The sequence below is a fragment of the Luteococcus sanguinis genome (assembly GCF_039527675.1).
Classification (GTDB): Bacteria; Actinomycetota; Actinomycetes; order Propionibacteriales; family Propionibacteriaceae; genus Luteococcus; species Luteococcus sanguinis.
Window position 1 is genome coordinate 130,899 of record NZ_BAAAKI010000025.1, and the last position, 18,529, is coordinate 149,427.

An 18,529-nucleotide genomic window follows, 5' to 3' on the forward strand; every position below is an offset into this window, starting at 1 on the left:
CACGACGGTAAACCTTGTACCGTGGTAGAAGGTCAAGTAGGGGGCGGAAGAGATGTTGATCGGTGAGCTTGCCCTGGCAACTGGGATGAGCAGGCAAACCATTCGGTTCTATGAACGCAAGGGCCTCCTGCCCGAGGCGTCCCGGGGCCCCAACGGCTACCGCGTCTACGACGATTCGACGCTCGCCCGGTTGCGCTTCGTCAATCTGGCGCAAGCAGCAGGCATGACACTGTCCGAGATCCACCGCATCATCGAGCTTCGCGAGGACGGGATTGTCCCCTGTGCGCACGTGGTCACGCTCATCGACAACAAGCTGGTCGAAGTCCGCGCACGCATAAGACACCTTGCCGCCCTGCAAGCGGAACTCGAAGGACTACTCCAACACAGCCGCCTGCTCGACCCCGCGGACTGCGCAGACGACGACATCTGCCACATACTCACCTGACCTGACTGGAAGTGTCATGGCCGTGCCACGAATCAGGAGCCGCGCCGAACCATCATCGTCTGGCGACTCACCGAGCTACGGCTGAACGTCCTGTCGCAAACGCCGACATGCGTGCAGCCAGTTGAGCGTCGCGTTCGGCCGCCACATGCTGGTAGCGCATGGCCATGTTCGGCGTACTGTGTCCGATCCGCGCCTGGAGCTCGGCCAGGGTGGCTCCCAATTGCGCGGCCAGCGTCGCACTCGTATGACGCAGCCCGTGAACCGTTAAGCCAGGCATGTTGATGGCCGCCTTGCCCTTGTCGTGGGCAACCCGCAGAACGCTGTCGTTGAGCGGCGAGTGTCCATCCCTGGCCGGGAGCAGCAACGCCTCCCGATCACGCACCGGCTGGCGCGCCGCCCACTCCCGCAACGCCGGAAGGAGGTGGGGAGGGATGGATACCGACCTGACCCCGGCGTCCGTCTTGGGTGGGCCGATCAGGAGCTGCCCCTTGAGTCGCACGACGGCCTGACGGACATGCACCACACCGATGTCCAGATCTAGGTCACGAACGCGGAGCCCCCGCACCTCGCCGGAACGCAACCCGCACCAACCGGCCAGCAACAGCGGTACCCGACGCGCCTCGGGCACGGCAGCCAGGTAGCGGTTGAGCTGGTCGACGGTGAGCACGTCGATCTCCCGCGCCCGCTCCTTCTGGGTGCCCGCCTTCACCCGGCACGGGCTGACCTCCACGAGCCGCTCCTCGACGGCCTCTTTGAAGATCGATTTGAGCAGCCCGTAGGCGTTGGCCTGCTGGGTGGGCGTCGACCGCATCCCGGCATACCAGGTGGAGATCTCCGCGGCGGTGATCTCGCCCAGAGGCCGCGTGGCGAACGCCGGAAGGATCGTCAACCGGAGCAGCTTCGCGTACAGCGCCGCCGTGCCGGGTCGAATCCGGCGGCGGACCACCACGGTAGCGGCGTAATCACCCAGCAGCAGGGGCGCCTCCTGAACCTCCCGGACCTGACGGGCCGGCGGCTCCCACTCGCCGCGACTGATCATCCGTTCCTGGTCGACCAGCCACCCCTCGGCGTCGATCCGGGCGACGAAGGTGATCGGAGCGCTGTGCCGGCTGCCGTCGGGGCCGGTGTAGCGCGCCCGGTACCGCCCACTCGGCAGCTGGCCGACCTCACCGAAGCCGCGCTTGCCCTTGGCCCGTGGTCTACCCATGATGCGCCCCTCCCGTCACGCTTCGTAACGGGCACGAGGACGCTTGGGTGGACAGCGGGCGAAGCCGACGATGTTCCCCACGCCCCGGATGTCGTGGGGAATACGTGGGGAACCGTGGGGAATACGTGGGGAATGGGAGGCCTCTGAAGGCCATCCGTGTCCATGAGAGTCCACAACTGAGAAGGACCGAAGTCCTTGTCAGAGGGGATTTGATGTAGTCAGGGGACCATACATCGTTGTGCGCGAGAGAGGAGTTGAACCTCCACGTCCCAAGGGACACTGGCACCTGAAGCCAGCGCGTCTGCCATTCCGCCACTCGCGCAACACCGACCTCTTGCGAAGCCAGCTGGAAGAACTTAGCACAAGCGCCGCGCCCGACGCACATCGAGCCTGATGGGCGCCTGACGCTCGTCCCCAGAACAGCGTTACTGGACGAGCGCCCCATAACAATGGGATCAGCTACCCACAAAGGATCCCCATGCGCACCGCAGCCCTGGCCATTGCCGCCGCACTTGTCCTCGTCCCCGCGACCGCCCTGCCCGCGCAGGCCGCGACGCCGGTGACCTTCACAAAGTGGGTCGCGGACCCTCCTGGTACCGACAAGTCCAACAACGCCAGCTACAACAGCGAGTACATCGTCATCAAGAATGTCAGCTCCAAGGCCGTGAGCATGACCGGCTGGACCGTGAAGGACAAGGGCAACCTGCACACCTTCGCCTTCCCGAAGAACTTCACCCTCAAGCGCGGCGCGTCCGTCACCCTGCACAGCGGGCAGGGGACCAACTCCGCGTCCCACGTCTACTTCAACTCCAAGCGCAACGGCTACGTCTGGAACAACACCGGCGACGTCGCCACCCTGCGCAAGGGCACGACGATCATGAAGGTCTGCACCTACAAGCAGGGCGAGCGCGGCGGGGCGAAGTACTGCTGAACCGCGACGCCGACCCGGCGCCAGTTGCCGGGGCTGGGAGAATCGACGGCGTGAGCGAGACCTTCTACGACGCCGTCGGCGGCCACGAGACCTTCACGAAGCTGGTGCACCGCTTCTACGAGCAGGTCGCCGCCGACCCCGACTTCCGGGCGATGTACCCCGAACAAGACCTCGGCCCCGCCGAGGAGCGGCTGCGGATGTTCCTGGAGCAGTACTGGGGAGGCCCGACCACCTACCACGAGCAGCGCGGCCACCCACGCCTGCGGATGCGGCACAACGTCTTCCGCGTCACCCCCGCGGCCCGCGACACCTGGCTGAAGTACATGCTGACGAGCGTGGACGAACTGGAACTCGCGCCCCAGGCCGACGCCGAACTGCGGGACTACCTCACCCGCGCCGCCCACTCGCTGGTCAACACCTTCGAGTGACCGACGCCCTTCAGGGGATCACTGGCAGGCAGGGATCACTTGGCAGGCAGGGGCAGCGCGCTGTCGACGACGCCCACGGCCAGTAACTCACGGCTGAGGATCGGGGCGAGCGTCCCGGACATAGGTGTTGGTCAGGTGCGAACCCTGCCGGTAGATGAGCACGTCGCCGATCACCGCCGGGCACACCTTCTGGTCCGGGCAGATCCACTGGTTCATCGAGACGAACTGCACGCCCGGGACGCGCGCACTGGCCTGCCTCAGGGCCGGCGTCCCATGCCCGTCGCTGCTGGGGAAGGAGCACTTCGAGAAGTCCTCCCCCTTGGTCTGCACCAAGCACTCGTCCACCGTCTTGCCGGCAGGGAAGTCCGTGGACGTGCTGCTCGGGTTGTCCGCGATCGTCACCACCTTCGCGCCGGTGGCCCGCAGCGCGGTGAGGGACTTCACGTAGGCGTCGATGGTGTCCTGGTCAACCTTCGCGGCGCGGAAGTTCCGGCTGCTGCGCACGCCGCTGACGATCACCACGTCCGGGCGGTGCTCAGGGGTCTGGAGCCGGGCGATGGAGTTGCGGACGAACTCCCCGCACTCGGGGAAGGGCTTTCCGGCCTCCAGCGGGATGGCCTCGTTGAACGAGCACGAACCCTTCAGGTACAGCTCGATCCGCCAGTCGTGGACGGCACCGATCTCCGTCAGCGCGTCGACCCACTGGGTGGCCTTGGAGTCGCCGACGAGGGCCACCCGCACCGAACCGGACGAGTTGCCGACGACGCAGTCGTCGCGGGGCGTCGTCTCCCCGACACCCATCTGGCAGTCCATGCCGTAGACCGCCGGGATGTCCTTGTGGGCCAGCCTCCGGCGGGGCCGATGAGCGCGCCCAACCACGGGCGGGCGGGAGCGCCCGCGAACCAGAAGTGACGCACTAGCGTCGGCGTCGTGGACGAACTGCTGGTGGAGAAGGTGCTGCGCTGCGCCGAGCTGGTGCCAGCCGGACGCGTCGCCAGCTACGGCGACGTCGCGTCCATCGTCGGCACCGGACCACGGCTCGTCGGGCGGGTGATGGCTCAGTGGGGTTCGCAGGTCTGCTGGTGGCGCATCACCAACCACTCCGGCGACCTGCCAAGCCACCTGCTGGCCGAGGCCGAACCCCACTGGCGGGCGGAGGGCATCACGCTCAAGCCGAACGGCCGCGGCTGCCGGTTCGCCGACCACCGCGCCGACCTGGATGAGCTCAACGACCAGTGGCAGCGCGCGACCAACGACCTGACCGACCAGCGACCTGACCGACCCATGACCTGACCGACCGGTGATCCACCGAGGTTGTGGGCCCAACGGTCATAGATCAGCGCTTGGATCGTTCACAAGCCCATTTCCCCTGCCATCCCAGTGGGAATCGCACACAGCTCACGACCAACAGGCGAGCAGGAACCCACCCCAGGGGCCCAACCCGGTCAGACCGTGGTCTCAACCTGCCCTTGAAGGACTGGGGCCTTCAGCTGTTGGTCAGTAGTATCAACTGGGCCACGCGTGGAGAGGAGGGTCCATGGGACTGTTCGACAAGTTCGAGAACCGCATCGAGGGTGCCGTCAGCGGCGTCTTCGCGCGCGCGTTCAAGGGCGACGTGCAGCCCGTCGAGATCGCCCAGCGCCTCCAGCGCGAGCTCGACTCCGAGGCCAAGCTCCTCAGCCGCGACAAGCGCCTGGTGCCCAACGAGTTCACCGTCCTGCTCAGTCAGCACGACTACGACCGCCTGGTGCCCTACTCCAAGACCCTCACCGCCGAGATCGTCCCGGAGCTGCGCGAGCACGCCGCCGAGCGTCACTACGTCTTCAATGGCCCGATCGCGATCGCCTACGAGCTCGCCCCGAACCTGCCCACCGGCCGTTTCCAGGTGCAGTCGCAGGCGATGGCTGGCATCGAGCAGGCCGACGGGCCCGCGTCCACGACGATGATCCGACGCGCCCCGCTGGTGCTCGAGGTCAACGGTGTGCGCCACCCGCTCACCCCGCCCGGCCTGGTGATCGGACGCGGTTCCGAGGCCGACCTGCGCATCAACGACCCGGGGGTCAGCCGTCGTCACGCCCAGATCCACGTCAACGGCGCCGGTGAGGAACTGGCGATCAGCATCGAGGACCTCGGCTCCACCAACGGCATCATCGTCAACGGCGCGAAGGTTGCCCACGCGAACCTGGACGACGGCTCCCGCATCGAGATCGGCTCGACGCGCATGCTCGTCCATTCGCCTGCGGGAGCGTAGCCCTTTGAGCGAAATCGTGGTCGTGGGCCTGCGGATCATCTTCCTGGCCCTGCTGTGGCTGTTCATCCTGTTCGCCGCCAATGTCATCCGCACCGACATCTTCGGCCAGCGGGTCACCCGCGCACGCACCGAGGACGTCCCGACCGGGCCGCGCCGCCTGATCGTGACCGAGGGACGTTCCCAGGGCGCCGCCTACCGCCTCGACCAGAACCTGTTGAGCATCGGACGCGCCGCCGACTCCACCGTGCTGATCGACGACGACTACGCCTCCACCCGCCACGCGCACGTGCTGCGTGACGACCAGGACCGCTGGATCGTCGAAGACCTGCACTCCACCAACGGCACCTACGTCAACGGCCAGCGCATCGAGGCCCCGACCATCATCACGCCGGACGATGTGGTGCGCATCGGCCGCACCCAACTGCGCCTGGAGGGCTGATGGTCTTCAGCCTCGACACCCGGTCGCACTCCGAGATCGGCCTGGTGCGCAAGAACAACCAGGACTCCGGCTTCCACTCGCCCAACATGCTGCTCGTCGCCGACGGCATGGGTGGCGCCGCGGCCGGCGACCTCGCGTCCTCGGTCGCGACCCAGCAGATCAGCAAGGTCGACTCCCGGCAGGAACTCGACCAGGCGCACGAGGTGCTGGCCGGTGCGCTGAGCCGCGCCAATGACGCCATCGCCGACCTGATCGACGCCGATCCCGCGCTGGACGGCATGGGGACGACGGTCACCGCGGCCCTGTTCACCGGCACCCAGCTGGCGATGGCCCACATCGGCGACTCCCGCGCCTACCTGCTGCGCGGCGGACGCCTGCACCGCCTCACCCATGACCACTCCTGGGTGCAGTCGCTGGTCGACGAGGGCAAGATCACCGAGGCCGACGCCGCGATCCACCCGCACCGTTCGTTGCTGCTGCGCGTGCTCAACGGCCAGTCGACCCACGAACCCGACCTCGAGACCGTCGACCTGCAGCTGGACGACCGCCTGCTGCTCTGCTCGGACGGGCTGTGCGGGTTCACCACCGAAACCGAGATGGCCCGGGCGATGCGCGACTGCACCCCCGAGGCCGCCGTCGCGCAACTCGTGCAGCTCGCCCACCGCGGTGGCGGTGCCGACAACATCACCGTGGTGGTCTCGGACGTCGTCCCGCAGTCGGACGAACTGGACGCGCTCCCGGGCACCACGATCGGCGCCGCGGCCGAGTACACCGCCCCGATCCTGGAGCACCACACGCTGAGCGGCGCCGAGGGCGTCGTGCTGGCCCCCGAACCCGCCGCCGAGGCCGAGCGCTTCGTCACCTCCCCCGACCAGGTGCCGCACCTGGACGAGGAGGTGCTGCGCTATGCGCCCCGCGCCCGCAGCCGACGCCCCGTCATCGCCACGCTGGCGCTGTTCACGTCGGTCGCCCTGCTCGCGGCCGCCGCCCTGTGGGGTGCCTGGCGCTACACCCAGGGCCAGTACTACGTCGGTGAGGACGCCTCGCGGGTCGCCATCTTCCAGGGCGTGCCGGGCAATGTCTTCGGCAAGAAGCTCTCCCACGTCGCCGAGGCGGAGTCGACGCTCGTGGACGACCTGCCCGCCTACTACCGCCAGCAGGTGCGCTCCACGATCCCGGTGGCATCGCTGGAGGCGGCCCGCACCACCACCGCCGAGCTCAAGGTCCGTGCCGACCAGTGCATCCGGATCCGGGCCCAGCGCCAGACCGCCCCCTCGGCCTCTGCGTCCGCGTCGGCGTCCGCGACGGCCAACGCGCCCGTGAGCACCGTGAGCCCCACCGCCTCGGTGAGCGAAACCGCAGCGCTGCCCACCCAGACGCCCAGCCAGGCGGTGACAGCGCTTCCCACCCCGTCCGAGGGAGAGTGCTGATGGACGAGGTGCTCGTCTACCGCAAGCGGCGCAACATCGAGCTGCTGATGGACCTCTTCGCCCTGGCCCTCGGCCTGGGCGGTTGGGCACTGACCAACATGAACCTCTACGGCGAGATCCCGGCCTCCTGGCCACGGATCGTCGGCGTGTGGGCGGCGATCGGCCTGGCCGTCCACCTGTTGGTGCGCTGGAAGCTGGCCTGGGCCGACCCGCTGATCGTCCCCTGCGTGCTGCTGCTCAACGGCCTCGGGCTGGCGATGATCTTCCGGCTCGACCAAGTCAGCGAACCCGTCGCCCATGACGCGCGCACCCAGCTGCTGTGGACCCTGCTCGGCGTCATCGCCTTCACCGCCACCATCGTCGTGCTGCGCGACCACCGCCGCCTGCAGCGCTTCCCGTACATCTTCTTCCTCTCGGGCCTGCTGCTCCTGCTGCTGCCGCTGGTTCCCGGGCTGGGACGCGCACAGTACGGCGCCCGGATCTGGATCCACTTCGGCCCCTACTCCTTCCAGCCCGCCGAGATCGCGAAGATCCTGCTGGCCATCGCCTTCGCGGCCTACCTGACCGAGCACCGCGACGTGCTCGCGCTGGCCGGGCGCCGGGTGCTGGGCATCGAGTTCCCGCGTCTGCGCGACCTCGGGCCGATCGTCATCATGTGGCTCGCCAGTCTCGCCGTGCTCGTCTTCCAGAACGACCTGGGCACCTCGCTGTTGTTCTTCGGGCTGTTCGTGATGATGCTCTACGTCGCCACCGAGAAGGCGGGCTGGGCCATCCTCGGCCTCGTGATGACCGCCGTCGGCGGCCTGCTCGCCTACCAGTTCGCCGGGCACGTGCGGGTGCGCGTCAGCTCGTGGCTGCACCCCTTCGACGACTACGACTCCAACTACCAGGTGATCCAGGCGCAGTTCGGCTACGCCTGGGGCGGCCTGACCGGCCGCGGCTGGGGGCTGGGACGACCGGGGCTGACCCCGCTGGCGAAGAGCGACTTCATCGCCGGCGCGATCGGCGAGGAGCTCGGCGTGCTGGGGCTGATGGCCGTCGTGATGGTCTACGCCCTGATCGTCTTCCGCGGCCTGCGCATGGCGCTGGCCAGCAATGATCCCTTCGGAAAGCTGCTCGGCGCCGGCCTGAGCTTCGTGTTCGCGTTGCAGGTGTTCGCGATCATCGGCGGCGTCACCCGCCTGTTGCCGCTGACCGGCCTGACCACGCCCTTCATGAGCCGCGGCGGGTCGTCGATGATCAGCAACTGGGTGATCGTCGCGATCATGCTGGTGATCTCCCACCAGGCCCGCATCCCCACCGTTGCCGCCCCCAGTTCGAGGGAGCTGACCATCTCCGACGACGACACCCAAGTGATCCCGGCGGTGCGCGCATGAACCGTCCGATCAGACGCCTTGCCGTCGTTGCCACCCTGATGTTCTTCGCCCTGTTGGCCAACCTGACGATCCTGTCGGTCGTCCGGGCCGACTCGCTGAACAATGACCCCCGCAACCGCCGCACCCGCGAGGCCGAGTTCGCGCAGGACCGCGGCGCGATCATGGTGGGCAACACCCCGATCGCTTCCACCAAGGCCGCGACCGGACGGTTCAAGTTCGTCCGCAACTACTCCAGCGGCGAGCTCTACGCGCCGGTCACCGGCTACTACTCCTACGACTACGCGCGTTCCGGGCTGGAGCAGACCTACAACACGCAGCTCTCCGGCTCGGACGACTCGCAGTTCTTCCGCAATGTGGTCGCCATGCTGAGCGGCAAGAAGCGCGCCGGAGCCAGCGTCTACACCACCATCGACGCCCGCGCCCAGAAGGCTGCCGCGCAGGCCCTCGGTGACCGGACGGGTGCCGTGGTCGCGATCGAGCCCTCCACCGGCGCGATCCGGGCGATGGTCTCCAGCCCGTCCTATGACCCGAACACGCTCAGCACCACCGACCTGAAGGCCGCGCAGACCGCGTGGAAGAGCCTCAACGCCGACACCGAGCGCCCGATGGCCAACCGCGCCACCCGCGAGATCTACCCGCCCGGCTCGACCTTCAAGCTGGTCACCGCCGCCGCGGCGCTGGAGAATGGGATGAGCGCCGACACCCAGGTCGCGTCCCCGTCGTCGATGACCTTGCCGCAGAGCACGTCCAAGCTCTCCAACGAGGTCGACTGCGGCGGGTCGAAGTCGACGATCGCACACGCGCTGGAGGTCAGCTGCAACACGGCCTTCGCGAACCTGGGCCTCACGCTCGGTGACGCGAAGCTGCGCGAGCAGGCGCAGAAGTTCGGCTTCGACTCCAGCTACTCCGACGACCTCGAGCCAGCCACCAGCGTCTTCCCCGACACCGTCGACAAGCCGCAGCTCGCGATGAGCGCGATCGGCCAGTACGAGGTGGCCGCCTCGCCACTGCAGATGGCGATGGTGGCCGCGGCGATCGCCAACGACGGACAGGCGATGGAGCCCTACCTGGTGCAGGAGGTGCGCGCGCAGGACCTGTCGGTGATCAGCTCGCACAGCGCCGAGAAGCTCCAGCGGGCGATGAGCACGACGAATGCCCAGGCACTGCAACAGATGATGGTGGACGTGGTGACCCAGGGCACCGGCCAGCGGGCCGCCGTCTCCGGGGTCACCGTCGGTGGCAAGACCGGAACCGCACAGTCCGACCCGAGCCGTCCGCCCTATGCCTGGTTCGTGGGCTGGTCCAAGGATCCCGACCTGGCCATCGCGGTGTTCGTGGAGGACTCCAAGATCGAGCGCAGCGAGATTGCGGGCGGAAGAGTGGCCGGCCCGGTCTTCGCGTCCGTGGTGGAGGCCATGCGATGAACACACCGTCACGCGGCGCGGTTGCGGCGCCCCTCAGCCTCCCCTCACCCCCTTCTCACAATGACCACGCACAATGGATCGGTTGCCCGACCGAAAGGATGAGCCGATGAGCGACGACAGCCGCACGCTGCTTGGTGATCGCTATGCGCTCGACCAGGTGATCGGACGCGGAGGCATGGCCGAGGTGTGGAAGGCGCACGACGTCCGGCTGGGCCGCGAGGTCGCCGTGAAGCGCCTGCGCGTCGACCTCGCCACCGACCCCACCTTCCAGGCCCGGTTCCGCCGCGAGGCGCAGTCGGCCGCCGGGCTGAACCACCCCAACATCGTCGCCACCTACGACACGGGCGAGGAGGTGGACGAGAAGACCGGGCTCCACGTGCCCTACATCGTGATGGAACTGGTCGAGGGCCACACCCTGCGCGACCTGCTGCGGCAGGACCGTCGGATCCGGCCCGAACTCGCGCTGGAGTTCGCCCAGGGTGTGCTGGACGCGCTGGCCTATTCCCACAAGGCCGGCATCATCCACCGCGACATCAAGCCCGCGAACGTGATGATCACCCCGTCCGGACGCGTGAAGGTGATGGACTTCGGCATCGCCCGCGCCGTCGCCGACACGTCCGCGACGATGACGCAGACCGCCGCCGTGATCGGCACCGCCCAGTACCTCTCCCCCGAGCAGGCCCGCGGCGAGCAGGTCGACAACCGTTCGGACGTCTACGCCGCCGGCTGCCTGCTCTACGAGCTGCTCGTCGGACGTCCGCCGTTCATCGGCGACTCCCCCGTGAGCGTCGCCTACCAGCACGTCCGCGAGACCCCGACCCCGCCGTCCCACCTGGACCCCGAGTTGACCCCCGCGATGGACGCCGTCGTGCTGAAGTCGCTGGCCAAGAGCCCGTCCGACCGCTACCAGGACGCCAAGGAGATGCGCGATGACATCTCGCGCCTGCTGGCCGGTGAGCCGGTGCTGGCCGCCCCCGTGGTCCCGCCGATGACCGTTGCGGAACCGACCGCCGTGACGCAGGTCGCTCCCGCCGCCGGGGCCGCCGCGGCGGCCTCCATCGGTGCGGCGTCGGCGAACCAGACCAACCTCGACACCCTGCCGCCGGACACCCTGCCGCCGGACACCCTGGCCGGGCAGACGGGCTCCCTGCAGGCGGTCGACGAGAAGCGCCGCAACCCGATCCTGTGGGTGGTGCTCGCGCTGGCAGGCCTGCTCGCCGTGATCGGCCTCGGCGTCGCGGTCTACCTGAACTCCGGCAACGGCACCAACGACCTCATCCCGGTGCGCTCCTATGTCGGCTTCACCGAGACCCAGGCGACGAACATGCTGGAGAGCGACGGCTTCGAGGTCGCCTCCGAGCACGTCACCGGTGCGGACGACTCGACGGTCGGAACGGTCACGAAACAAGACCCGAATGCTGGCGAACTCGCCTCCGGGTCGACAGTGACGATCACCGTCAACGATGGTCCGAAGACCTCCAAGGTGCCCAAGGGCATCATCGGCGCCACCGAGGCGGAGGCGAAGAAGCTGCTGGTGGACGCAGGCTTCGACGAGGACAAGATCACCTTCACCGAGGCGACCGCCGCGCAGGAGAACGCGCACCTCGACTTCGAGGCGGGTCAGGTGGTCGCGGTGAACCCGGCCGAGGCGGCCGACGTGCCCGCCACGCAGAAGTTCACCCTCGCGCTGGCGACTGGAAAGTCCAGCGTCCCCAACCTGCTGGGGTTGACGCAGGAGCAGGCCGCCCAGAAGGCCAAGAGCGCCGGCTTCGAGCTCGAGGTCTCCGACACCCGCGTGCCCGGGGCGGCAGACTCGGTCGACAAGGTGGCCAAGCAGTCCCCCAACGGCGACGAGGTCGTCGAACGGACGCAGAAGATCACGGTCTCGCTGGGCTCGCTCCAGCCCACGGCCGCCACCAGCACCGCCCAGCCGACCCAGACGACGCCCGCGACGGTGACCCTGCCGGACACCGTGGGCCAGACCCAGGGCGCGGCTGTCGCGGCCATCGCCGATGCAGGCTTCACCTCGGACGTCGTCGTGCTGACCCGTGACGTCACCGACGAGACGCAGAACGGTTTGGTCGTGGAGCAGGCCCCCGGCACGGGCAGCTACTCCACCGACCAGGTGATCACGATCTACGTCGGCAGATACACGGCACCGGCCACCAGCGCACCGGCCACCCCGTCACGCGCGTCCGCTCCTGCCTCGAGCGCGGCAACCTCAACGCCCAGCTGATTGAAGCCGTGCTGGCCGGTGTCTTCGGCCCGGCCTGGTGGCACCCGGCGAGTCAGCCCAGCCGCATCAGGGGGGTGAGGTCCTTTGCCCGCTCGATGGCGCCCTCGTCCCCACAGGTCGCGAGCCAGTTGGCGAGCATTTGGTAGCCACCCTGGGTGAGCACGCTCTCCGGGTGGAACTGCACTGACTCGGTCGGGTGTTCCCGATGCCGCACCGCCATGATGACCCCACTCTCGGTGCGGGCCGTCACCTCCAGCACGTCCGGGAGCGTCTCCGGGACGATCGCCAGCGAGTGGTAGCGGGTGCAGGTGATCGGGCTGGGCAGCCCGGCGAAGACGCCCTGGCCCTCGTGGAAGACGTCCGAGGTCTTGCCGTGCAACAGCTCGGGGGCCCGGTCGACGACGCCGCCGAAGGCGACCCCCATCGACTGCAGACCCAGGCAGACGCCGAAGATCGGCACCCGTCCGCTGGTGGTCTTCAGCAACTCGACGCAGACGCCGGCCTCCTCGGGCGTCCCGGGGCCGGGGCTCAGCAGCACGCCGTCGAACCCGTCCGCCCAGTCAGCAGAGGAAAAACGCTCGTCATCATTGCGCCAGACCTGCAGCTCGTCCACGCCGATCTCGTACAGGTACTGGACGATGTTGTAGACGAAGGAGTCGTAGTTGTCGACGACGAGAATGCGGGCCATGGGGGCCATTGTGCCGCGCGGACAGCAACCGGAGTAGGTTTGCCCAGTCGCCGTCAGGGGAATCCGGTGCGAGACCGGAACTGACCCGCAGCCGTGAGGGATCACGCCCCGCGCATCCGCGTGAGAGGTCCCGAGTCGGAATGCCTGCCGGTGACGATGACTCACGAACCCGTCGAGGCCGCGGGAGAGTCCAGGGCCCCACCTCCCTGCTCGCGGCGCACAGGAAAGGACCCACTTCCAATGTTCCGCAAGCCCTCGAGCCTCGCCGCAGGCCTGGCCGCCACCGCGCTCGGCCTTTCGCTCGCCGCCTCCCCCGCACTGACCTCCCCCGCCCACGCAGACGAGAGCACCGCCGCCGGTTGCGTCGCGGCCGGCAAGGTCTGGCTGCTGGTGGTCACCGATGCCGACAAGCAGCTGGCCAACGAGTGCGTGGGCACCCCGAAGACCGGCACCGAGGCCCTGCAGGCCGCCGACCTCAAGCTGGTGCGCGACAAGTCGAACTTCATCTGCACCATCGGCGGCTACCCCGCCGCCTGCCCGGCCACCTCCAACGGGCAGTTCTGGAGCTACTACACGCTGACCCCCGGGGGCAAGTGGACCTTCTCCCCCAAGGGTGCCGACGAGGCCGTCCCGGCCGCCGGCAGCGTCCAGGGCTGGTGCTACAACGCACCCAAGACCAAGAGCTGTGACATGCCGGTGCTGTCGCTCGCCGCTGCCTCCGCCCCCGCGTCGGCGTCGGCGTCGGCGTCGGCGTCAGCGTCCGCTTCAGGTGCGCCCACCAACACCGCGGACGACTCCTCGTCCACGCCGTGGGGCGTGCTGGGGACGATCGCCGTCCTGCTCGCCGCCGGAGCCGGCTACCTCGGCTGGCGCCGCAACCAGACGCGCTGACCACCGCCGTCATGGCCCGCTCGGTCCGCGTCGCCCAGGCACCCCTCGTCCAGGCACCCGCCGCCCCACCCACCTCCTCCGCGAGGCGGGTGGGCCGCGTCGTGCACCCGATGGCGTGGTGGGCCTGGGCATTGTCGGCGGCGATCGCGGTGAGCCTGGTGCACAACCCGCTGCTGGTGGTGCTGATGACCGTGGCGGTGTGGCTGGTGGTCGGGGGCCGGCGGACGCGCGCACCCTGGGCCCGGGCCGCGGGCGCCTACCTGGTGGTGGCGCTGGTGATCGTCGCGATCCGGATGACCAGCCAGGTGCTGATCGGGCTCAACCGGTCCGGGACGGTGCTGTTCACGCTGCCCCAGCTGCAGTTGCCGGCCTGGATGGCGGGCATCAGGCTTGGCGGTCCGGTCACCCTGGACGCGCTGCTCTACACCTTGTATGACTCCTTGCAGCTGGTCGGGATGCTGCTGTGCGTGGGCGCCGCGAATGCGCTGGCGAACCCCAAGCGCGCGCTGCGGGCGGTCCCGCCGGCGCTGTACCAGTTCTCGGTGGCGCTGGTGATCGCGCTGTCGGTCGCGCCGCAGCTGATCGAGAGCGTCCAGCGGGTCCGGCGGGCGCGACGCCTGCGTGGCGGCGCGTCGACCGGCTGGCGTGCGGTGCGAGCGGTCGTCGTCCCGGTGCTCGAGGACTCGATCGAACGCTCGCTGCAGCTGGCTGCGGGCATGGAGTCGCGGGGCTATGGCCGCACCAACCAGCAGGCGCGGGTTGGCTGGGGCACCACGTCGCTGCTGGTCGGGGCGATGTTGCTGCTGGTCAACGGCCTCTTCCTGACGCTGGCGACACTGCACCGCTGGCCCTGGCTGATGGTGCTGGCCGGCGTCGGCTGCGCGTGGCTGGGGCTGCGCACGTCCGGACGACGACTCCAGGTGACCCGCTACCGTCCCGACGTCTGGGAGCGCCCCGAGTGGTCGGTCGTGGCCGCTGGGCTCTCGGCGCTGGCGTGCGTGGTCTGGCTGGGCAGCGCCCTACCGGTCGAGATGACGCCGGTGACCTCGCCGCCCGAGTGGCCGCAGCTGCACCCGCTGATGTTGTTGCCCGTCATCGCCCTCGCGTCGCCGCTGCTGACGACGCCCGCGCCCGCCCGGGACGACCTGTGATCACCTTCGACGACGTCACCATCACCTACCCCGAGGCAACCCGCCCGACCTTGGACCATGTCTCGTTCACCATCGACGACGGCGACCTCTGCCTGGTGGTCGGACGCACCGGCACCGGAAAGTCGACGCTGCTGGGTGCGATCAACGGGCTGGTACCGCACTTCAGCGGCGGTCACCTGCGCGGACGGGTGCTCGTCGACGGACGATCGACGGCCGACTTCCGCCCCCGCGACCTGGCCGAAACCGTCGGCTTCGTCGGGCAGAACCCCTTGTCGGGCTTCGTCACCGACCGCGTCGAGGACGAGGTCGCGTACGGCATGGAGCAACTGGGCATCGCACCGCACGCCATGCGCAAGCGGGTCGAGGAGACCCTGGACGTGATGGGCATCGCCGACCTGCGCCGCCGCTCGCTGGTGGAGCTGTCCGGAGGGCAGCAACAGCGCGTTGCCATCGCCGCCGTGCTCGCAGCCCAGCCCCGGGTGGTGGTGCTCGACGAACCCACGTCGGCGCTCGACCCGACCGCCGCGCAGGACGTGCTCGCCTCCATCACCACGCTGGTGCACGAGGTGGGGCTGACCGTGGTGCTGGCCGAGCATCGGCTGGAGCGGGTGATGCAGGCCGCCGACCAGGTGCTCTGGCTGCCCGGCGACGGACGCGCCGAGCTCGGCCCCGCGGCCGAGGTGCTGGCCCGGGCCGACGTGGTGCCCCCGCTCAGTGAGCTGGCCCGGATGCTGGGCTGGGACCAGGTTCCGTTGTCGGTTCGGGACGCCCGTCGTCGCGTCGCCCGGGAAAAGATCATCCTGTCCGATCGCTCCCCAAGCCTGAGCCGCCCAAACCGTTCCCCGAGCCTGTCGATGGGTGCCGCCCACGTCGCCGACCTCACCGTCACCTACGGCGACCTGCTGGCCGTCGACCGACTCAGCCTCACCCTCAACGCCGGTGAGGTGACCGCCCTGATGGGGCGCAATGGCGCCGGGAAGTCGTCCCTTCTGTGGGCGCTGCAGGGCGCGACCGCCAGCTCCGGCACCATCGACGTCGGGGGCATCGACCCCCGCACCGTCCCCGCCGCCCGCGCCCGGGAGGCCGTCTCGCTCGTCCCCCAGAACGCCGCCGACCTGCTCTACCTGCACTCGGTGGCCGACGAGTGCGCACAGGCGGACGTCGAGTCGGGCGCCGCCCCCGGCACCACCCGCGCGATCCTGGACGATCTGGGCGCCAACCTGCCCGATGAGCGCCACCCGCGCGACCTGTCCGAGGGGCAGCGGCTGGCGCTGGTGCTGGCGATCCAGCTGGCCGCCTCACCCAGGCTGGTGCTGCTGGACGAGCCCACCCGCGGGCTGGACTACGCGATGAAACAGCACCTGCGCACGATCCTCGACCGGCTCGCCACCGACGGTGCATCCGTGCTGGTCAGCACCCACGACGTCGAGTTCGCGGCCGCCGCCACCTCCCGCACCATCGTGATGGCTGACGGGGACGTGGTCGCCGACGGGCCCACCCGCGAGGTCTGCACCTCGTCCCCGGTCTTCGCGCCGCAGACGGCCAAGGTCTTCCACCCGGCGCCGGTGCTCACCCCGCACGACATCGCCGAGTTGCTGGTGCGCGCATGAATGCCGTCGCCCTCACCCACCGCTCCCGGCTCGCGCTGGCCGTGACGGCCGCCCTGGCCCTGTTCGCCTTCGGCTGGCCGTTGTTGTGGCCGCCGTCCGCCTCGATGGACGGGGCTTCGCAGGCGCCGCTGCTGTTCGCGCTGGTGCTGCCGGCCGTGATCGGTCTGGCCGTCGCCGAGATCAGTTCGGACGGGTTGGAGGTCAAGGCGCTCGCGCTGCTCGGGGTGCTGTCGGCGGTGGGGGCGATCCTGCGTCCGCTCGGCGCCGGGACCGCCGGGCTGGAGACCGTCTTCTTCACGGTGATCCTGGCCGGCCGCGTGTTCGGCCCGGGCTTCGGCTTCCTGCTGGGCAACTCGACGCTGTTCGTGTCCGCGCTGCTGATGGCGGGCGTCGGCCCGTGGTTGCCCTACCAGATGCTGGCGGCGGGCTTCGTCGGACTGGTCGCCGGATTGTTGCCCCGCGTGTCCGGACGAGCGGAGGTCGCCCTGCTGGCGGCCTACGGCGCGGTGGCGGGTTTCGGCTACGGCCTGTTGATGGACTTCGCCTTCTGGCCGTTCAGCTTGGGCAACGAGACCCAGCTGAGCTTCGACGGCGCGGCCTCGGCGTGGACCAACATGCACCACTTTCTGCTCTACAAGCTGGCCACCGCCATGGGTTGGGATGCCGGACGCGCGATCAGCAATGCGGCCTTCATCGTCTTGTTGGGTCCCGCGCTGCTGAGGGTGCTGCGCCGGGCCGCCCGTCGCGCTGCCTTCGACTGACCTGATCGTGTGCCCCGAGTCTGTTGCGGGGCCCTCCGGCCACCTGCACCGCAAGAACTAGGGCTGAGCTGTCGCCGACTTCAGGTCCAAGAGCCCCTGATAGGCCGGCAGCGTCGCGCTGGCCAGCCGCTGTTGTGACCAGCCGAGGTGGTAGGCGTCCACGTACTCCCGGTAGATCCGCACCTCGTCCGAGGACGCCAGCGCAGCCTCCATCGCGTCCGGGTCACCGATCGCGGTGATGACATAGGGCGGCGCGTAGGGGATGCCGCGCAGGACGACCGTGTTGCCGACGCATTTGATGCCGGTGATCGAGGTGATCCGCTGGTCCTGGATGGTCATCGCCTCAGCGCCCGCACCCCACAAGACGTTGGCGACCATCTGGATGTCCTGCTGGTGGACGACGAGCAGGTCAGGGTCCAGGCCGGCGGGCTGGACGCTCAGCGGCGCATCGGTCAGCGTGACCCGCACCGCCGGCCCCTTCACCGCGCTCAGACCTGCCTGCGCGCCCGCCGTCGCCAACTCGGACGCGATGGTCGGGTCCGCGGCAGTCTGGCCCGACAAGGCGTCCACCTCGGTGCGCAACTGCTCCACCTGGCGTGACAGTGCCCGGTTCTCCTGCGCTCGGCCCTGCACCAGCCCGATCAGGTCGTTGTTGCGGTTGGGACGAAGATCGGTCCCCCTCGAGGTGGTCGCGGAGCTCGCCATCATGAAGCCGGCCAGGGCAATCACCAGCAGCGATGCGACACGGCCGGGGCCGCTGACCCGCCGGCCGCGGTTGCGGCGGGCGGCCCGGCGCAGGCTCGCGCCGAAGCGCCCACTCAGCGTCTCGTGCTCCACCCGACTAGGCTAGCCCGCGAGGAAGACCCCCAGCCGGACCACGTCCGGCGCCGAAACAGGAGATGAACCTTGCCCGAGTCGAAGCCCCGCAAGGAAGCTGCCGAGAAGCAAAAGGACATCAAGGCGCACGAGCTGGAGGACCAGCGCGCCGCCGTGGCGCGCAAGAGCCTGCCCAAGAACCGCAGCTGGGTGCCGTGGGTGTTCATCCCGGTCGGCCTGCTCGGTGTGATCTGGCTGGTGCTCTACTACATCGCCGGCACCGACATCCCGGGCATGCGCGACCTGGGCAACTGGAACATCGCCATCGGCATGGGCCTGATGGCCGCCAGCTTCGGCCTGGCCACCCTCTGGACCTAGTTGTTGGTGGCAGGGACGTTCATGACAGTTGGCGGGTTGACGTGAAGGGAGGACCCCCGTTGGGTTG

19 protein-coding genes, 1 tRNA gene and 1 riboswitch are annotated in these 18,529 nt (G+C 69.2%); of the genes, 15 read left to right on the plus strand and 5 right to left on the minus strand.

The genetic code is table 11. The features are described from left to right. Window positions 1–52: 52 nt before the first annotated feature. Entirely contained in the window at window positions 53–445 is a 393-nt protein-coding gene (locus tag ABD089_RS13535) for a heavy metal-responsive transcriptional regulator (protein WP_343886990.1), read from the plus strand. A gap of 67 nt (window positions 446–512) precedes the next feature. Here the strand turns inward: ABD089_RS13535 and ABD089_RS13540 are convergent, their stop codons facing one another. After that, the gene (locus ABD089_RS13540; RefSeq protein ID WP_343886991.1) at window positions 513–1,652 is read right to left on the minus strand and encodes a tyrosine-type recombinase/integrase; all 1,140 of its coding nucleotides are present in this window, start codon (window positions 1,650–1,652) and stop codon (window positions 513–515) included. Window positions 1,653–1,891: 239 nt separating this feature from the next. Further along, window positions 1,892–1,974 (minus strand) — tRNA-Leu (locus tag ABD089_RS13545). 156 nt (window positions 1,975–2,130) lie between these two features. Here ABD089_RS13545 and ABD089_RS13550 point away from each other — a divergent pair. Both ABD089_RS13550 and ABD089_RS13555 read left to right on the plus strand, forming a co-directional pair. Continuing rightward, window positions 2,131–2,583 carry a lamin tail domain-containing protein gene (locus ABD089_RS13550; RefSeq protein WP_343886992.1) on the plus strand — a complete coding sequence of 151 codons (453 nt, stop codon included), beginning with the start codon at window positions 2,131–2,133 and terminating at the stop codon, window positions 2,581–2,583. Between the two features lie 50 nt (window positions 2,584–2,633). Next, window positions 2,634–3,011 carry a globin gene (locus tag ABD089_RS13555; protein WP_343886994.1) on the plus strand — a complete coding sequence of 126 codons (378 nt, stop codon included), beginning with the start codon at window positions 2,634–2,636 and terminating at the stop codon, window positions 3,009–3,011. An 87-nt stretch (window positions 3,012–3,098) separates the two neighbouring features. On the opposite strand, the gene ABD089_RS13560 is transcribed toward ABD089_RS13555, so the two are convergent. Then, a complete protein-coding gene (locus ABD089_RS13560; protein WP_343886995.1) occupies window positions 3,099–3,824 on the minus strand; it encodes an SGNH hydrolase domain-containing protein in 726 nt (241 codons plus the stop codon). 117 nt (window positions 3,825–3,941) lie between these two features. Here ABD089_RS13560 and ABD089_RS13565 point away from each other — a divergent pair, with 117 nt between their 5' ends. The 7 genes from ABD089_RS13565 to pknB all read left to right on the plus strand — a co-directional run bounded on the left by ABD089_RS13565 (window position 3,942) and on the right by pknB (window position 12,167). Next, entirely contained in the window at window positions 3,942–4,304 is a 363-nt protein-coding gene (locus ABD089_RS13565) for an MGMT family protein (protein WP_343886996.1), read from the plus strand. 244 nt (window positions 4,305–4,548) lie between these two features. Beyond that, window positions 4,549–5,262: an FHA domain-containing protein gene (locus tag ABD089_RS13570; protein WP_343886997.1), complete on the plus strand. Its 714-nt coding sequence runs from the start codon at window positions 4,549–4,551 to the stop codon at window positions 5,260–5,262. Window positions 5,263–5,266: 4 nt separating this feature from the next. After that, window positions 5,267–5,701 carry an FHA domain-containing protein FhaB/FipA gene (locus tag ABD089_RS13575; protein WP_343886998.1) on the plus strand — a complete coding sequence of 145 codons (435 nt, stop codon included), beginning with the start codon at window positions 5,267–5,269 and terminating at the stop codon, window positions 5,699–5,701. Then, window positions 5,701–7,131, plus strand: a complete 1,431-nt coding sequence (locus ABD089_RS13580; protein ID WP_343886999.1) for a PP2C family protein-serine/threonine phosphatase — start codon at window positions 5,701–5,703, stop codon at window positions 7,129–7,131. Before ABD089_RS13575 ends, ABD089_RS13580 begins: the two co-directional genes overlap by 1 nt. Next, window positions 7,131–8,507: an FtsW/RodA/SpoVE family cell cycle protein gene (locus tag ABD089_RS13585; RefSeq protein ID WP_343887000.1), complete on the plus strand. Its 1,377-nt coding sequence runs from the start codon at window positions 7,131–7,133 to the stop codon at window positions 8,505–8,507. Before ABD089_RS13580 ends, ABD089_RS13585 begins: the two co-directional genes overlap by 1 nt. After that, window positions 8,504–9,931: a peptidoglycan D,D-transpeptidase FtsI family protein gene (locus ABD089_RS13590; RefSeq protein WP_343887001.1), complete on the plus strand. Its 1,428-nt coding sequence runs from the start codon at window positions 8,504–8,506 to the stop codon at window positions 9,929–9,931. The genes ABD089_RS13585 and ABD089_RS13590 overlap by 4 nt, the downstream gene beginning before the upstream one ends. A gap of 106 nt (window positions 9,932–10,037) precedes the next feature. Then, entirely contained in the window at window positions 10,038–12,167 is a 2,130-nt protein-coding gene (pknB, locus tag ABD089_RS13595; RefSeq protein WP_343887002.1) for a Stk1 family PASTA domain-containing Ser/Thr kinase, read from the plus strand. A gap of 52 nt (window positions 12,168–12,219) precedes the next feature. Here pknB and ABD089_RS13600 read toward each other — a convergent pair whose 3' ends face one another. After that, the gene (locus ABD089_RS13600) at window positions 12,220–12,855 is read right to left on the minus strand and encodes an aminodeoxychorismate/anthranilate synthase component II (RefSeq protein ID WP_343887003.1); all 636 of its coding nucleotides are present in this window, start codon (window positions 12,853–12,855) and stop codon (window positions 12,220–12,222) included. An 18-nt stretch (window positions 12,856–12,873) separates the two neighbouring features. Further along, window positions 12,874–13,021, plus strand: a riboswitch (cobalamin riboswitch). 74 nt (window positions 13,022–13,095) lie between these two features. Here ABD089_RS13600 and ABD089_RS13605 point away from each other — a divergent pair. The 4 genes from ABD089_RS13605 to ABD089_RS13620 are packed head-to-tail and all read left to right on the plus strand — an operon-like array spanning window position 13,096 to window position 17,268. After that, entirely contained in the window at window positions 13,096–13,746 is a 651-nt protein-coding gene (locus ABD089_RS13605; protein ID WP_343887004.1) for a hypothetical protein, read from the plus strand. An 11-nt stretch (window positions 13,747–13,757) separates the two neighbouring features. Beyond that, window positions 13,758–14,897 carry a CbiQ family ECF transporter T component gene (locus tag ABD089_RS13610; RefSeq protein ID WP_343887005.1) on the plus strand — a complete coding sequence of 380 codons (1,140 nt, stop codon included), beginning with the start codon at window positions 13,758–13,760 and terminating at the stop codon, window positions 14,895–14,897. Continuing rightward, window positions 14,894–16,507: an ABC transporter ATP-binding protein gene (locus tag ABD089_RS13615; RefSeq protein ID WP_343887006.1), complete on the plus strand. Its 1,614-nt coding sequence runs from the start codon at window positions 14,894–14,896 to the stop codon at window positions 16,505–16,507. The genes ABD089_RS13610 and ABD089_RS13615 overlap by 4 nt, the downstream gene beginning before the upstream one ends. Continuing rightward, window positions 16,504–17,268: an ECF transporter S component gene (locus ABD089_RS13620; RefSeq protein ID WP_343887007.1), complete on the plus strand. Its 765-nt coding sequence runs from the start codon at window positions 16,504–16,506 to the stop codon at window positions 17,266–17,268. The genes ABD089_RS13615 and ABD089_RS13620 overlap by 4 nt, the downstream gene beginning before the upstream one ends. 57 nt (window positions 17,269–17,325) lie before the next feature. On the opposite strand, the gene ABD089_RS13625 is transcribed toward ABD089_RS13620, so the two are convergent. Then, window positions 17,326–18,105: a DUF881 domain-containing protein gene (locus ABD089_RS13625; protein WP_343887008.1), complete on the minus strand. Its 780-nt coding sequence runs from the start codon at window positions 18,103–18,105 to the stop codon at window positions 17,326–17,328. A gap of 69 nt (window positions 18,106–18,174) precedes the next feature. Here ABD089_RS13625 and ABD089_RS13630 point away from each other — a divergent pair, with 69 nt between their 5' ends. Then, complete coding sequence (locus ABD089_RS13630; protein ID WP_343887009.1) at window positions 18,175–18,462, plus strand: cell division protein CrgA; 288 nt, start codon at window positions 18,175–18,177, stop codon at window positions 18,460–18,462. Window positions 18,463–18,529 lie beyond the last annotated feature (67 nt).

What these genes read in the sequence shown, in the direction of transcription:
- ABD089_RS13535 (WP_343886990.1), top strand. Translation starts at nt 53, where the DNA reads ATGTTGATCGGTGAGCTTGCCCTGGCAACTGGGATGAGCAGGCAAACC.
- ABD089_RS13540 (WP_343886991.1), bottom strand. Translation starts at nt 1,652, where the DNA reads ATGGGTAGACCACGGGCCAAGGGCAAGCGCGGCTTCGGTGAGGTCGGC.
- ABD089_RS13550 (WP_343886992.1), top strand. Translation starts at nt 2,131, where the DNA reads ATGCGCACCGCAGCCCTGGCCATTGCCGCCGCACTTGTCCTCGTCCCC.
- ABD089_RS13560 (WP_343886995.1), bottom strand. Translation starts at nt 3,824, where the DNA reads ATGGACTGCCAGATGGGTGTCGGGGAGACGACGCCCCGCGACGACTGC.
- ABD089_RS13570 (WP_343886997.1), top strand. Translation starts at nt 4,549, where the DNA reads ATGGGACTGTTCGACAAGTTCGAGAACCGCATCGAGGGTGCCGTCAGC.
- ABD089_RS13580 (WP_343886999.1), top strand. Translation starts at nt 5,701, where the DNA reads ATGGTCTTCAGCCTCGACACCCGGTCGCACTCCGAGATCGGCCTGGTG.
- ABD089_RS13585 (WP_343887000.1), top strand. Translation starts at nt 7,131, where the DNA reads ATGGACGAGGTGCTCGTCTACCGCAAGCGGCGCAACATCGAGCTGCTG.
- ABD089_RS13590 (WP_343887001.1), top strand. Translation starts at nt 8,504, where the DNA reads ATGAACCGTCCGATCAGACGCCTTGCCGTCGTTGCCACCCTGATGTTC.
- pknB (WP_343887002.1), top strand. Translation starts at nt 10,038, where the DNA reads ATGAGCGACGACAGCCGCACGCTGCTTGGTGATCGCTATGCGCTCGAC.
- ABD089_RS13600 (WP_343887003.1), bottom strand. Translation starts at nt 12,855, where the DNA reads ATGGCCCGCATTCTCGTCGTCGACAACTACGACTCCTTCGTCTACAAC.
- ABD089_RS13605 (WP_343887004.1), top strand. Translation starts at nt 13,096, where the DNA reads ATGTTCCGCAAGCCCTCGAGCCTCGCCGCAGGCCTGGCCGCCACCGCG.
- ABD089_RS13610 (WP_343887005.1), top strand. Translation starts at nt 13,758, where the DNA reads ATGGCCCGCTCGGTCCGCGTCGCCCAGGCACCCCTCGTCCAGGCACCC.
- ABD089_RS13620 (WP_343887007.1), top strand. Translation starts at nt 16,504, where the DNA reads ATGAATGCCGTCGCCCTCACCCACCGCTCCCGGCTCGCGCTGGCCGTG.